Source organism: Kitasatospora sp. NPDC059327, assembly GCF_042752535.1.
Classification (GTDB): Bacteria; Actinomycetota; Actinomycetes; order Streptomycetales; family Streptomycetaceae; genus Kitasatospora.
On the sequence record NZ_JBHYYB010000107.1, the window covers coordinates 1 to 13,274 of the forward strand.

Here is a 13,274-nt window from a genome sequence, read left to right on the forward strand (position 1 = left end):
GCCGCGCGGTCAGCAGGTGGTGCGCTTCGCCAGGGCGGCGGCGGTGTTGGGGCCGTAGACGCCGCTGTCGTCGCCCTGGACGCCCTGCATCACCTGGAAGTACGCGACCGAGCTCTCGGTCCGGCGGTCGAAGTTGCCGTTCGTCGGCACGCTCAGCCAGCACAGGACGGTGGCCAGCTTCTGTTGCATGGTCACGACGTTCTGGCCCTTCATCCCGTACTGCAGCACCTGGAAGGTGGGCGTCGGGGTCGGGGTGGCCGCCGTCGGGGTGGGCGTCGCGCTCGGGGTGGGTGTCGGCGTGGGCGTCGGTGCCGAGGTGGGGCTCGGCGCAGCCGGTGCCTGCGTCGGGGGAGCGGCCGCCACCGGGGCGGTGGTCGCGACCGTGGCGCTCGGCGGCGCCGTCCGGCTCGGGGACGGTCTGGTCGTCCGGCTCGGGGACGGGCTCGGGGCCTCGGTCGACGGCGGCGCGCTGGGGCTCGGGGCCGCCGGGGTGGTCGGGTCGACCGGTGCCGGTACCAGGGTGGTGGAGGGCGCCGGCTGTGCCCGGTCGCCCGACTCGGCGGAGGGCGTCACCGCGTAGGCCAGGCCGACGGTGAGCGCCAGCAGTCCGGCGCCGGCCGCGACCAGCAGACCCTTGCGCCGGGCCGGCATGCCCTGCTCGGCCTGCTCCGCCGCGCGTCGGGCGGCCCGGCCGGCGGCGGGGGCGGCGGGCCCCGGGGCGCCGGGCGCCGCCCGGTCGAACGGGAAGTAGCCGATCTCCCCGTCGTCGGCGAGCGGCTGTTCCACCGTCGGCCGGGGGCCCGGCGGCGGTACCGACATCACCGGCGGCAGCACGGTGGTCGCGTAGGCGTCCGCGTCCGGCCCGGCCGGCGGTGCGTCCGGGCCCGGGACGGGCGGCAGCACGGTGGTGGCGAACGGGTCCGCCGGAACGCCCGCCGGCGGGGTGTCCGCGATCGCTCCGAGGGCCTGCGGCACGTACGGGCGGACCAGCGGCGGGCCTTCGAGGTGCGGGAGGACGGCGGTCTCGATCAGGCTCGGATCCGGCAGGCACCTGCACCCGGCGGAGCGTGCGGTGCCGCACGTCGGGCAGTGCTGGTCCGGCATCGGCCGGTCCTCCTCGGTCGGGGATCGCTTCTCGGTGCCCTCGGACGTGTGTTCCCGGGGGCGAACGCGCCTGATTATGCAGGACGGCCCCAGGGGTGGACAGGGCCGTCCGGGCCGCGGCGGGGGTGTTGTGACGGTTGGTGGTGGTTGCGCCCCGATGAACGGTCGACGGGCCGGGGAAGTCCCCCGAACGGGCGCCGTTGTTACGTTCGGCTCAACTGAACGGCGCAAACCAGGGCATTTCTGACAGCATGGTGAGCTGGGAGTGATCATCCGCACGGACCCCGCCGGCCGGGGCCCGCGACCGCTACGGAGACCCGATGACGGATCCGATCGCCGCCTCCGACCGCGGCCCGACGGGCGAACCCGGCCCGCCGGAGGTCACCGCCCCCAACCTCTGGGTGCCGATCGGCGCCCTGCTGCTGGCGATGCTGCTGGCCGCGCTCGACCAGACCATCGTCTCCACCGCGCTGCCCACCATCGTCAGCGACCTCGGCGGCCTGGAGCACCTCTCCTGGGTGGTCACCGCCTACATGCTGGCCTCCACGGCGGCCACCCCGCTCTGGGGCAAGCTCGGCGACATGTACGGCCGGAAGCGCTTCTTCCAGGCCTCGATCGTGATCTTCCTGGTGGGCTCGGTGCTCTGCGGCATCGCCCAGAACATGGGCGAACTGATCGCCTTCCGGGCCCTCCAGGGCCTCGGCGGCGGCGGATTGATGGTGCTCTCCCAGGCCATCGTCGGTGACCTGGTCTCACCCCGGGACCGCGGCAAGTACCAGGGCCTGTTCGGCGCGGTCTTCGGCGTCACCAGCGTGCTCGGACCGCTGCTCGGCGGCCTCTTCGTGGACAACCTCAGCTGGCGCTGGGTCTTCTACATCAACCTGCCGATCGGCGTGGTCGCCCTGGTGGTGATCGCCGCGGTGCTGCACGGGTCGGAGGTGAAGCGCCGGCACCGGATCGACTACCTGGGCACCGTGCTGATCGCCTCGGTGGCCACCTGTCTGGTGCTGATGACCTCGCTCGGCGGGACCACCTGGGGCTGGAGCTCCTGGCAGATCGTCGGGTTGGGCGTCCTGGGCCTCGTCCTGCTGGTCGCCTTCGTCCAGGTCGAACGGACCGCGGCCGAACCGGTCCTGCCGCTGCGGCTGTTCCGCTCCCGGACGTTCAGCCTGGTCGCCGTCATCTCCTTCGTGGTCGGCTTCGCGATGTTCGGCGCGCTCACCTACCTGCCGACGTTCCTGCAGGTGGTCATGCAGGTCTCGCCGACCATGTCCGGCATCCACATGCTGCCGATGGTCCTCGGGATGCTGCTCACCTCGATCGGCTCCGGCCAGATCGTCGCCCGTACCGGCCACTACCGGGCCTTCCCGATCGCCGGGACGGCCGTCACCACGGTGGGTCTGCTGCTGCTCTCCAGGCTGGACGAGAACAGCGGCACCTTCGAGATGAGCTGCTACTTCCTGGTCTTCGGCCTCGGGCTGGGCCTGGTGATGCAGGTGCTGGTGCTGATCGTGCAGAACTCCGTCGGCTACCAGGACCTGGGGGTGGCCACCGCCGGCGCCACGTTCTTCCGGTCCATCGGGGCGTCGTTCGGCGTCTCCATCTTCGGCACCGTCTTCGCCTCCGGACTCAACAGCCGGCTGTCCGACGCGCTGGCCACCGGGGTGCCGGTGCCGCCCGGCTTCGACCCCGGGGCGATCACCTCCGATCCGCGCGTGATCGCCGCTCTGCCGGCCGCCACCCAGGCCGCGATCTACCACGCGTACTCCGAGTCGATCACCCGGGTCTTCCTGTACGCGGTACCGGTGGCGCTGGTCGCCTTCGTGCTGTCGCTCTTCCTGCGCGAGCAGAAGCTGCGTTCGACGGTGACGGCGCCCGACCTGAGCGAGTCGATCGGCCTCAACCCGGTCGAGCGGTCCTCGCTGGACGAGATCGCCCGCGCGCTGTCGGTGCTGAGCAGCAGGGAGGCCCGGCGGGACCTCTACCGGCGGATCACCGCGGGCGCCGGACTGGACCTCCAGCCGGCCTCCAGCTGGCTGCTGCTGCTGATGCACCACCACGGGTCGGTGGAGCCCGCCGAGGTGGCCGAGCGCCGGACCGTCCCGATCGCCGTCATCGAGGAGGCCGTGCGGGAGGTGGAGGCCCGGGGCCTCGCCGCGCGGACCGGCGGGCTGCCGCTGCGGCTGACCGAGTCGGGCGAGGCCGCCGCCGTCCGGCTGGTCGCCGCGCGGCGGGCCCAGCTGTCCGAGCTGCTGGGCGACTGGGACGAGAAGCAGTTCGCCGACCTCGCCGACCTGCTCACCCGGCTCTCCTCCTCGCTCGGCGCCGACCTGCGGGACCGGCCGGACCGGTCGGACCAGCCGGACCGCGACGGTCCCGAGTACGCCCGGGGCGGGGAGGGGCGGTCGCTCTAGCGTGCCCCGCCGGACTCGGGTCCGGCCGGGGTCCGGCTCCTCCGGGGGCGTGCCGGGCTCGCGGCACGCCGGTGGGCGCGGGGTCGGCGGGTGGGCGCGGGGTCGCTGGCGGGTGGTGGCGTCCGGTCGGCGGGGCGCTCAGGCGCCGCCGAACCAGCGCGGGGTGTCGAGGCGGAACGGGTCGCCGGGGGCGAGGGTGCGCAGGTCCGTCTCCAGGGCGCGGAGCCGCTCCTCGCCGAGGGTGTCGGACCACTGGGCGCGCAGCTCGTCGAAGATCCGGGCGGACCGGACCAGGCAGTCCACGCCGCGCGCGGTGAGCCGGACCACCTTGCGGCGGGCGTCGGCCGGGTCGCTGCCGCGTTCGACGTAGCCGAGCAGTTCGAGCTGTTCGACGGTCTTGCCGGCGGCCTGCTTGGAGACGCCGAGGCGGCGGCCGAGCTCGACGGCGGTGGTGCCGTCCGGGCCGATCGCCTGGAAGACGAAGCCGTGCATCGGCCGCAGGTCGGGGTGGCCCTCGCGGGCGATCCGCTCGTGCAGCTCGTCGATGATCAGGCGGAAGGCGAGCAGGAGTCGCAGGGGCAGCTCGAAGCCGGGGGGAGCGGGGTCGCTTGACACGATAGACAACCTCATTGACCATATAGACAACGTCGTTGACCATTCTAGGGGGCCACGCACATGTCCGTCGTTCGCGGGACCGAAGTCCGCCGTACCGAGACGCCCAATGCCGTCATGACCACGCTCGCCTCGCCCACCCAGGGCGGCAGCGCGCTCGCGCTGTGGCGGGTGGAGATGGCGTCCGGCGGCCGGGGCCCGCTGCACGTCTTCGACGTCGAGCAGGTCTGGACCGTCCTGACCGGTGACCTGACCGTCGAACTGGGCGGGGAAGCCTTCGCGTTGGCGCCCGGTGACACGGCCGTCCTGCCGGCCGGCGTGGCGCGCCGGATCTCCGCCGGGGGCGCCGTCGCCGCGCTCGTCGCCGCGCCGGGCGGAGCCCGGGTGTCCGTCGTCGGGCGCCCGGAGGAGGAGGCCTTCGTCCCCGGCTGGATCGCCTGACCCACGGACGGCGCCCCGCCCCGCTCCCCGCGACGCGGGGCGGGTGCCTCGGCAGGTCAGTCCAGGCGGAGGTGGCCGCCGCGGTTCAGCTGGTCGACCATGCCCCAGGAGGCCTCGTTGTTGCGCAGGTTCGAGGTCGGGCCGCCGCCGCGGCCCGCCCGGACGTAGTTCGCGTCGCCGTGGAGCCACGGGTAGACCCAGACGCCGACGGTCGAGTTGGAGGCGTTCTCGACGGAGTCCTCGGTCCCGGGGTGGTGCCGGCATCGCCCGTGCGCCGCACACCTCGTGGGAGGCGGCCGTCGACTCGGCCCGGCGCCGGGCGGTGGGCCCAGCGTAGGGAACCCGCTCACGTCCGGGACACCGCGGAGCCCGCCGTACTCCTTCTCACGCGCGGGACCAGCGATTTGGGACGCGCCGACGCTCCGTTTTGGAGACGTCCCACACTCCGCGGCCCACCCCGTGGGGCAGGATGGAGCCATGAGCGTAGTCAAGATCAACGTACTGACCGTCCCCGCCGAGCAGCGCGAGGTGCTGGAGAAGCGCTTCGCCTCCCGCGCCGGATCCGTGGAGAACTCCGACGGCTTCGAGTGGTTCGAACTCCTCCGCCCGGTCGAGGGCACCGACCAGTACCTCGTCTACACCCGTTGGGCCGACGAGGACTCCTTCAAGGCCTGGATGGAGGGTCCCATGCAGGCCGCCCACCGTCAGGGCCCGCCGGCTGCCGAGGGTGAGGCGCCGCAGCGCCCGGCGGCCGCCGGGTCGACCCTGTGGTCCTTCGAGGTCGTGCAGTCGGCGGGGCCGAAGGCCTGAGTCCCCCGTCGTCGCCGCGGCGCGCCCCGGAACCGTCCGGGGCGCGCCGTTGTTTCCGCGCCCGGTGGTGTGCTCCGGGCGCCCCACCCTTCCGGGTGCGCCCGCGGTCGACCGGGTCGTGCGCGTCGTGCGGGAGGGTCGGGTCAGACGGTGTCGCGGACCTTGACGTAGCCGGCCTCGACCAGGAACTGCTGGTTGGGATTGCCCGCCCGGCAGCGGTAGATGAACACGCTGTCGCCGTTGGTGCGGGTGTTGCCGACGTCCAGGCACATCTCGTGGGCGCTGCCGACGGTCGACTCCAGCACGAACGCCCCCCGGCGCAGCTGCCAGGTCTGGTTGGCGACGGCCGCCTCGGAGTACTCGCACGCCCAGATGCGGACGTTGTCGCCGTCGAAGCCGGTGTTGTCGGCGTCCAGGCACATCTCCGGGGCGGTGCCGAGGGTGTCGGCGACCTTGACCCGGCCGTCGTCGAGGACGAAGCGCTGGTCGGTGTGGTCCCGGCACCGCCGGATCCTGGTGTTGTCGCCGTTGAAGCGGGTGGTGCCGACGTCCAGGCACATCCCGGTCGGCACCCGGGGCGGGGTGGCGACGTTCAGGGTGCCGTCGGTGATCGTGTAGTCGGTGCCGTTGTTGGGCTCGCGGTACCGGAAACTGCCGTTGCCGCGCGGGAGCGTGGTGTCGGCCGGTGCGTCGGCGTTCACGGTGACCCGCGGCGAGAACCGGAAGTAGCCGTTGGACGGCCAGCCGCTCCGGCCGCCGTTGAGCCCGTAGCCCTCGCAGGTCAGCGTCCGGTTGGCGTTGCCGAGCGTGCAGTCGCGCAGGCCCACGTTGTTGCCGGTCCAGGCCGAGCCGTTGCCGCTGTACTCGGTGGGGACGGTGGTCTGCGGGGCGAAGGTGGTGCCGCCCGGCGCGGTGAAGACGGCGGTCATCCCGGAGGGGGGAAGGAGGCCGGGGCCGCCGGTGTTCTGGTACGTCCACGGCACCGGCGCGGTCCCGCCGGGGGCGATCGTCACGGTGGTCGGCGCGTCCCGTCCGATGAAGGTGACGGCGGCGGCCGGGGCGGCGAACGCGCCGGCGAGGGTCAGGGCGGTGACGGCCACGGTGGCGGTCCGGGCAAGGCCTCGCTTGAGGGCACTCACGAACTCGACTCCACTTCCTGGAAGGCATGGTGGGTGTGCGGTCGAGATCTTTGTGTACGGACGGAGCCCGGGGGGCCGAGGTCACACCCCCAGCCGCGCGGTTCACCCGGAAGGAGGGCGTGCGCCGCCGCATGGTCGATGCCGCGCATGCCCCCGGAACCGTCCCCGGCGCCGCGGTGCGGTCAGTCCTCCGGTGGGTCGAACGCCACCGGGGCGGCGAAGGCGGCGCGGCGGGTGGCGCGGCGCAGGGCGCGCAGGACGGTGGTGCCGAGCGTCAGACAGAGGACGACGGTGAGGGCCGCGCGGGGGAGGTCCCAGCCGAGGGAGGTGGCGAGGCAGTAGGCGGCGAACCGGACCAGGTTGGCCGTCACCTCGTCCCCCGGGACGAAGGAGATCGAGCCGGACAGACCGGCGATGTAGGGCCAGCCCTGGAGGTTCATGATCGTGCCGTAGAGCAGCGAGGCACCGGCGCCGTAGGCGGCGAGCAGGACGAGTTCGCGGCGGCCGCGCAGGGTGGCCGCGCCCGGGAGCAGGCCGGCACCCAGGCAGACCCAGCCCATGGCGAGCATCTGGAACGGCAGCCAGGGGCCGACCCCGCCGGTCAGCAGCGCGGAGGCGAACATCGACAGCGAGCCGAGGACGAAGCCGAAGCCCGGACCGAGGACCCGCCCGGCGAGCACCATCAGGAAGAACATCGGCTCCAGCCCGGCCGTGCCCGCGCCGAGCGGGCGCAGCGCCGCGCCCGCCGCGGCCAGCACGCCGAGCAGGGCGACCGACTTGGCGTCCAGGCCGGGTGCGCCGCCGCCGGCCGTGCGGCCCTCGGAGATCTGGGCGATCACCACGGCGAGCAGCAGCGGCAGGAGCAGGGCGAACAGCCAGGGGGCGTCGGTGGAGTGGCCGACCAGGGCCGACTCGGTCGAGGCGAGCAGGGGCCAGCCGAACGCGGCCACGCCGACCAGCGAGGTGAGCAGCAGGGTCGCGATCGAGCGGCGGCCCAGGGGGACGGGGCGGTTGTGGGGGAGGGTGCGGCTCTGGGAGAACGGGAGGCCGGGCAGGCTCCGGCGGAGGGGGCGGCTTCGCGGTCGTGGGGCGTGGGTCATCAGACGCTCCCGTCCAGAGCCCGCTCGACCTGGTGGACGGTGAGCCAGGGGCCGGGCGCCAGGATCTTGGAGACCTGCGGGGCGAAGGCGGGGGAGGAGACCACGACCTCCGGGGTCGGGCCGTCCGCGACGATCTCGCCGTCGGCCAGGATCACCGTGCGGTGCGCGAGTTCGGCGGCGAGCTCGACGTCGTGGGTGGCGAGCAGGACGGCGTGCCCGTCGGCGGCGAGCGCGCGCAGGATCTCCACCAGGCGGGCCTTGGCCGCGTAGTCCAGGCCGCGGGTGGGCTCGTCCAGCAGCACCAACGGCGGCCGGGCGGTGAGCACCACGGCCAGCGCCAGGGTGAGCCGCTGGCCCTCGGAGAGGTCGCGGGGGTGGGTGTCCCCGGCGATGCCCGGCAGGAGCCGTTCCACCAGGGCGCGGCAGGTACCGGGTTCGGCGCCGGGGTCGCCGTCGGCGGCGGCGCACTCGGCGGTGACGCTCTCCCCGTACAACAGGTCGCGCGGGTCCTGCGGGACGAGGCCGACCTGGCGGATCAGCTCGGCGGGCCGGGTGCGGTGCGGGGTGCGGCCGCCGACCCGGACGCCGCCGGCGGCGGGCGCGTGCAGACCGACCAGGGCGCCGAGCAGGGTGGACTTGCCGGCGCCGTTGCGGCCCATCAGGGCCGTGATCTCACCAGGGTGGAGGGCGAGGTCCACGCCGCGCAGGGCCGGGACGGGGCCGCGCTTGACGGCGAGGCGGTCGACGGTGGCGATGGGGGTGGTGGTGGCAGTGCCGGTGCCTGTGGTTCCGGTGGTGGTGCCGGCGGTGGCTGTGGGCGCGGCGGTGGGTCGCAGGCCCTCCAGTCGGGTGCGCAGCGGCGCGGCCCTGCGGCGGGCGTCGCGGACCGAGAGCGGCAGCGGCTGCCAGCCGGCGAGCCGTCCGAGCCCGACCACCGGCGGGTGGACCGGCGAGTGCGCCATCACCTCGGCCGGCTCACCCAGCACCGGCGGCGCGCCGGGGGTCAGCAGCAGGACCTGGTCCGCGTACTGGACGACCCGCTCCAGCCGGTGCTCCGCCATCAGTACGGTGGTGCCCAGGTCGTGGACCAGGCGTTGCAGGACGGCCAGCACCTCCTCGGCGGCGCCCGGGTCCAGGGCCGAGGTCGGCTCGTCCAGGACGAGTACCCGCGGGTGGACGGTCAGCACGGAGCCGATGGCGACTCGTTGCTGCTGGCCGCCGGAGAGCGAGCCGAGCGCGCGGTCGCGCAGGTCGGCGAGCCCGAGCAGGTCGAGGGTCTCCTCGACCCGGCGTCGCATCACGTCCGGTGCCAGCCCCAGCGACTCCATGCCGTAGGCGAGCTCGTCCTCGACCGTGTCGGTGACGAAGTGCGCGAGCGGGTCCTGGCCCACGGTGCCGACCAGGTCGGCGAGTTCACGCGGTCGGTGCTCCCGGGTGTCGCGTCCGCCGACCGTGACCCGGCCGTGCAGCACGCCGCCGGTGAAGTGCGGGACGAGGCCGCTGACGGTGCCCAGCAGGGTGGACTTGCCGGAGCCGGACGGGCCGACCAGCAGGCAGAGTTCCCCCTCGGGGATCGTCAGGTCGACGCCGCTGAGCGCCGGGGTCCCGGGGCCGCCGGGGAGGTCGGTCCCGGTGGTGCGGGCGGTGGTGCGGGCGGTGGTCCGGTCGGTGCCGGGGGCGGTGGCGCGGTCGGTGTCGGCGTACTGGACGGAGACCTGCTCGAAGGTGATCACGAGGCCCTCCGGGGCGGGTGCGGGGTGGCGAACGCCGGGACCAGGCCGACCAGGACGGCGAGGACGGCGGTCAGCGGCAGGGCGGGGGCGGTCGGCGGGACGACGGTCGGGGCGAAGGCGGCGGGATCACGGGCGGAGAGCCAGATCGTCAGCGCGGCCACGGCGGCACCCGATCCGGCGGTCAGCCACTCGGGCAGGGCCCAGGGGTCGGGGCGGTAGCGCGTCCGCGGGGAGCGCCGGCCGCCGAGCAGCAGACCGGCGAAGGCCGCGGCCAGACCGAGCAGCAGGACCGGCAGGGCCCACCCGGCGCCGCCCGCGGTGAGCAACCCGTACGCGGCGAGGCAGATCCCGAGCAGGCCCGCGAGGGTGAGTACGGCGGTGGTGCGGGCGAGGCGTGGCGGGACGTCGGTGGTGCGGCCGAAGCCGCGGGTGTCCATCGCGGCGGCCAGCGCCACCGAGCGCTCCAGTGCGCCCTCCAGGACGGGAAGTCCGACGCTCAGCACGGCGGCCACGCCCCGGTCGCTGCGCCCGCGCAGACGGCGGGCGGCCCGCAGCCGCTGCACGTCGGCGACCAGGTTGGGCGCGAAGGTCATCGCCACCACCACGGCCACGCCCGCCTCGTAGAGGGCGCCGGGCAGCGCGCGCAGCAGGCGGCTCGGGCTGGCGAGGGCGTTCGCGGCGCCGACGCAGACCAGCAGCGTGGCCAGCCGCAGCCCGTCGTAGAGCGCGGCGAGCAGGCCCTCGACGGTGACCCGGCCGCCGATCCGGACACCCTGCGCCCAGGCGGGCAGCGGGACTTCGGGGAGGGTGAAGAGGACGTGGGTGCCGGGGACCGGGGAGCCGAGCAACACCGCGAAGACCAGCCTGATGCCGAGCACCAGCAGGCCCAGCCGCAGGAACGCGCCGTAGGAGCGGGACCACGGCGCGTCCCCGCGCCGCGCGGCCACGACGTAGCCGGCGACGGCGACGAGCAGGAGCAGCAGCAGTGGGTTGGTGGTCCGGGTGGCGGCCGCGCCGAGGCCCAGCGCCCACAGCCACCAGGCCCCGGGGTGCAGCTGGCGGGGGCCGAGCGGGGGGCGGCGGGAGCGCGGGGTTCGGATCGGGCCGGGGGCGCGGGAAGTGGTCACGGGGGTGGGGTCCAGGTCGGGGCGGGCGGGGTGGGCGGGGGAGTGGGGCTGCGCGAGGGTCGGCGGGGCGAGGGTCGGCGGGGCGAGTGCCGGCGGAGTGGGGCCGGCGGAGTGGGGCCGGGCGGGTTCGACAGGTGCGGCTGGTCGTTGGGAGTGGGAAGTCGGCCGGTCCGACTTCCTACTCCGCGTCCTGCTCCCGACCTCGGTTTCTCGTTCGGTTTCCTGCGGTTTCCTCATCAGGTGGGCGTGTTCTCTGTAGACCGGTCGACATATGTAGACCGGTCGGTATAGCGGCCGACGGCCCCGGTCGGTTTCGGAGCCCGCCCCGTCCCCGGGCCGTTTTCTGCAGACCGGTCTACATAAGTGGACCGGTCTACATATTCTGGCTGGTTCAACGGCGACGGCGCGCCTGCCAGACCGCGCCGGCGGCCAGGACGGCGACGAGGGCGGCGCCCGCGATCAGGCCGATGTCAGGGCCGCTGCCGCTGCCGGGGTCACCGGTGCCGCCGGGGTCGGCGGCACCGGGCGTGGCGGGCCGGTTCGCCGCGCCGAGCTGGTCGCCGCAGCCGGCCTTCGGGTAGCCGGCGATGGCGCAGAGCAGCCCGTTGGTGTCGTAGCGCAGCGGTGGGGCGAAAGTCGCCAGTACCTCGGCCGAGCTGGCACTGGTGGGCACGACCGCGCAGGCCGTACGGCGTTCGGGCGGAGTCTCGCCGGAGCCGGGCGCGTCGGCGGTGCCACCGAAGTCCAGGACGACGGCGACGCGCTTGCGCCCCGGCTGCTCGGCGGTACCGCCGCAGACGGCGGCGAAGTCCCCCGCCGCGCCGGGCCGGGCGGCGTCCTGCCCGCCGTCGGGGCTGACCGCGAAACGCCAGCCGTCCACGCCGCCGTCCTGCGGCACGTACACGGCCGGGCCCTGCTGCTGGTACGCCCAGGCGCCGTCGGACCACTTCCAGAACGACCAGTACCGGTACCCGGCGGCCTGCGCGGGCGCGGCTCCGAGTACCAGCAGGATCAGCACCCCGGCGATCAGTCCGGCGACGAACCGGGCAGTCGCGGCCACCGCCCGCTGTCGTCGTCGGGGATCGGAGCAGAGCCGACCGACCGCGCCCCGACGGCAGACGCTCCCGGTCGCCGGCCCCTCGCCGGGACCGGCGGCAGCCTCCACCGGGCCCCGCGCATCGGACCCTCGCGGGGGGCCGGCCGACCCTCGCGAGCCGGCCGGCCCCAGGGGGTCGGCCGCCCGGGGGATGCCTGGTTCGGTCACCGCTTCAGGCCCCGCTTGCGCTGCAGGCTCAGCACCAGGCCGCCGCCGACGCCGATCAGCAGGCCGATGCCGATCGTCCACCACTGGCTGACGCCGTCGTCCTTCTTCTTCTCGGCCGGCGCCGAGGCGGCGGTCGAAGCCGGGGCGGTCGCCTTGGGCGCCGGGCCCAGCGCGGTCAGCTGCGCGACCAGGTCGCCGCCGAACGCCGCGGGGTCGCGCTGGGCGGCCTGGGCGACCAGCAGCAGGGTGGCGGTCGCGGAGGCGTCGGTGCCGCCCTTCGTCCACGTGCCGCCCTCCTTGGCCAGCCAGTCCACCGCGCCGGTGGCCTGCTGCGGGTGCCCGCCCTGGACCAGGCCGAGCGCGGCCCAGGCGGTGGCGGTGTAGTCGGGGGCGGGGGCGGCCCCGGGCAGGGTCAGGGTGAGGTGCTGGCCGCCGGCCGCGAGCTGGGCGGTGAGGTAGGCACCGGCCGCCTCGGCGGAGTCGGCGCGCGGCACGAGCGGCTCGGCGGAGCCGTTCGCGCAGGGCAGCGCCTTGGGCGCGGCATCCGTCCGGTTGGTGTTGGTGACCGGCAGCTTTCCGCCCGCCGCGGCGAGCGAGGCCTGGGCGGTGGCCAGGGCGTTCGGGGCGAGCGCGCCGGCCGGGTCGGGCTGGTAGGCGAAGGCTCCGCGCTGGTCGGCGGGGGCGGCGCAGCCGAGCTGGAAGAGCGCCAGCCCGTCGAAGGCGCTCCGGCCGGCCTTGGCGACGCCCGCCGGGTCCAGCTTGGCGGCGAGCAGGGCGTTCACGGCCAGTCCGGTGGAGTTGGCGTCACCGGGGCCGCCGGGGTTGTAGGCCCAGCTGCCGTCCGCGTTCTGGTTGGCCTTGAGCCACTGGACGCCCTTGTCGACGCCGTCCTGGTGGCCGCCGAGCGCGACCAGGGCCTGGAGGGCGACGGCGGTGGCGTTGCTGTCCTCGGTCTTGGGGTCGCAGGCGGCCGCGGTGTCCGCGCGGTAGGACGGCCAGCCGCCGTCCGCGCACTGCTGGCCGGTGAGCCAGGAGACGGCCGAGTCGGCCGGGGTCACCTTGGCGCCCGTCAGCGCGGTGAGGGCCAGGGACTGGCGCCACACGCCGTCGTACGTCGGGTCCCCCTTGCCGTAGAGGCCCTCGGGGGTGGGCGCGGTGGCGCCGGCCGAGGGGCTGTCGGCGAGGGCCGGTGCGGCGGCGACGCCGGCCAGCAGTGCGGCGGACAGGGTGGCGGCGCCCAGACGGGCGGCGGTGAGCATGGTGGAGAGGAGCCTTTCGATGAGCGGTGTGGTGGCCCGGGTGGGCCGTTCCGTAGACCTCGACGGTGCCGGGTACGGGTGTGCCCGGTGTGGCCGCTCGCCTCTCCCCGGGCACTCCGACTGCCCCGGCCGTTCAGCGCCGGGCTCACGGTTGCGGGTCAGTGCCGGATTCGCACCGGCTTTCCCCGGAGGAGAAGCGGGATGGAGTTGTCCTGCCCGTCGACTGTAGCCGCCGCGACGGCGGCCACCGTGCCGCCGGTCGTGGTGCTGG

Annotated in this window: 12 protein-coding genes and 1 riboswitch; of the genes, 3 read left to right on the plus strand and 9 right to left on the minus strand. The window is 75.0% G+C overall.

What is annotated here, in order from left to right:
- Positions 1 to 9 precede the first annotated feature (9 nt).
- Positions 10 to 1,104: a peptidoglycan-binding domain-containing protein gene (locus ACFXHB_RS37610; protein WP_380580363.1), complete on the minus strand. Its 1,095-nt coding sequence runs from the start codon at positions 1,102 to 1,104 to the stop codon at positions 10 to 12.
- A gap of 320 nt (positions 1,105 to 1,424) precedes the next feature.
- On the opposite strand from ACFXHB_RS37610, the gene ACFXHB_RS37615 reads away from it, so the two are divergent.
- Positions 1,425 to 3,518 carry a DHA2 family efflux MFS transporter permease subunit gene (locus tag ACFXHB_RS37615; RefSeq protein ID WP_380580365.1) on the plus strand — a complete coding sequence of 698 codons (2,094 nt, stop codon included), beginning with the start codon at positions 1,425 to 1,427 and terminating at the stop codon, positions 3,516 to 3,518.
- A 138-nt stretch (positions 3,519 to 3,656) separates the two neighbouring features.
- On the opposite strand, the gene ACFXHB_RS37620 is transcribed toward ACFXHB_RS37615, so the two are convergent.
- Entirely contained in the window at positions 3,657 to 4,133 is a 477-nt protein-coding gene (locus tag ACFXHB_RS37620) for a MarR family winged helix-turn-helix transcriptional regulator (RefSeq protein ID WP_380580367.1), read from the minus strand.
- Between the two features lie 114 nt (positions 4,134 to 4,247).
- On the opposite strand from ACFXHB_RS37620, the gene ACFXHB_RS37625 reads away from it, so the two are divergent.
- Positions 4,248 to 4,571 carry a cupin domain-containing protein gene (locus ACFXHB_RS37625; RefSeq protein ID WP_380580369.1) on the plus strand — a complete coding sequence of 108 codons (324 nt, stop codon included), beginning with the start codon at positions 4,248 to 4,250 and terminating at the stop codon, positions 4,569 to 4,571.
- 56 nt (positions 4,572 to 4,627) lie between these two features.
- Here the strand turns inward: ACFXHB_RS37625 and ACFXHB_RS37630 are convergent, their stop codons facing one another.
- On the minus strand, positions 4,628 to 4,921 hold the full coding sequence (locus ACFXHB_RS37630; protein WP_380580371.1) for a hypothetical protein: 294 nt from the start codon (positions 4,919 to 4,921) through the stop codon (positions 4,628 to 4,630).
- Between the two features lie 127 nt (positions 4,922 to 5,048).
- Between ACFXHB_RS37630 and ACFXHB_RS37635 the strand changes: the two genes are divergently transcribed.
- A complete protein-coding gene (locus ACFXHB_RS37635; protein ID WP_380580373.1) occupies positions 5,049 to 5,381 on the plus strand; it encodes an antibiotic biosynthesis monooxygenase family protein in 333 nt (110 codons plus the stop codon).
- 143 nt (positions 5,382 to 5,524) lie between these two features.
- Here ACFXHB_RS37635 and ACFXHB_RS37640 read toward each other — a convergent pair whose 3' ends face one another.
- The 6 genes from ACFXHB_RS37640 to ACFXHB_RS37665 all read right to left on the minus strand — a co-directional run bounded on the left by ACFXHB_RS37640 (position 5,525) and on the right by ACFXHB_RS37665 (position 13,003).
- Positions 5,525 to 6,520 (minus strand): RICIN domain-containing protein, encoded by a 996-nt coding sequence (locus ACFXHB_RS37640; RefSeq protein WP_380580375.1) that lies wholly within the window; start codon positions 6,518 to 6,520, stop codon positions 5,525 to 5,527.
- 182 nt (positions 6,521 to 6,702) lie between these two features.
- A complete protein-coding gene (locus ACFXHB_RS37645; protein ID WP_380580377.1) occupies positions 6,703 to 7,620 on the minus strand; it encodes an ECF transporter S component in 918 nt (305 codons plus the stop codon).
- Positions 7,620 to 9,353, minus strand: coding sequence for an ABC transporter ATP-binding protein (locus ACFXHB_RS37650; protein WP_380580379.1), 1,734 nt, complete (start codon positions 9,351 to 9,353; stop codon positions 7,620 to 7,622). Before ACFXHB_RS37650 ends, ACFXHB_RS37645 begins: the two co-directional genes overlap by 1 nt.
- Entirely contained in the window at positions 9,350 to 10,480 is a 1,131-nt protein-coding gene (locus ACFXHB_RS37655) for a CbiQ family ECF transporter T component (protein WP_380580381.1), read from the minus strand. The genes ACFXHB_RS37650 and ACFXHB_RS37655 overlap by 4 nt, the downstream gene beginning before the upstream one ends.
- A gap of 391 nt (positions 10,481 to 10,871) precedes the next feature.
- Entirely contained in the window at positions 10,872 to 11,540 is a 669-nt protein-coding gene (locus ACFXHB_RS37660) for an SCO2322 family protein (RefSeq protein ID WP_380580383.1), read from the minus strand.
- Between the two features lie 200 nt (positions 11,541 to 11,740).
- Positions 11,741 to 13,003, minus strand: coding sequence for a prenyltransferase/squalene oxidase repeat-containing protein (locus ACFXHB_RS37665; protein WP_380580385.1), 1,263 nt, complete (start codon positions 13,001 to 13,003; stop codon positions 11,741 to 11,743).
- Between the two features lie 109 nt (positions 13,004 to 13,112).
- A riboswitch (cobalamin riboswitch) is annotated at positions 13,113 to 13,189 on the minus strand.
- Positions 13,190 to 13,274 lie beyond the last annotated feature (85 nt).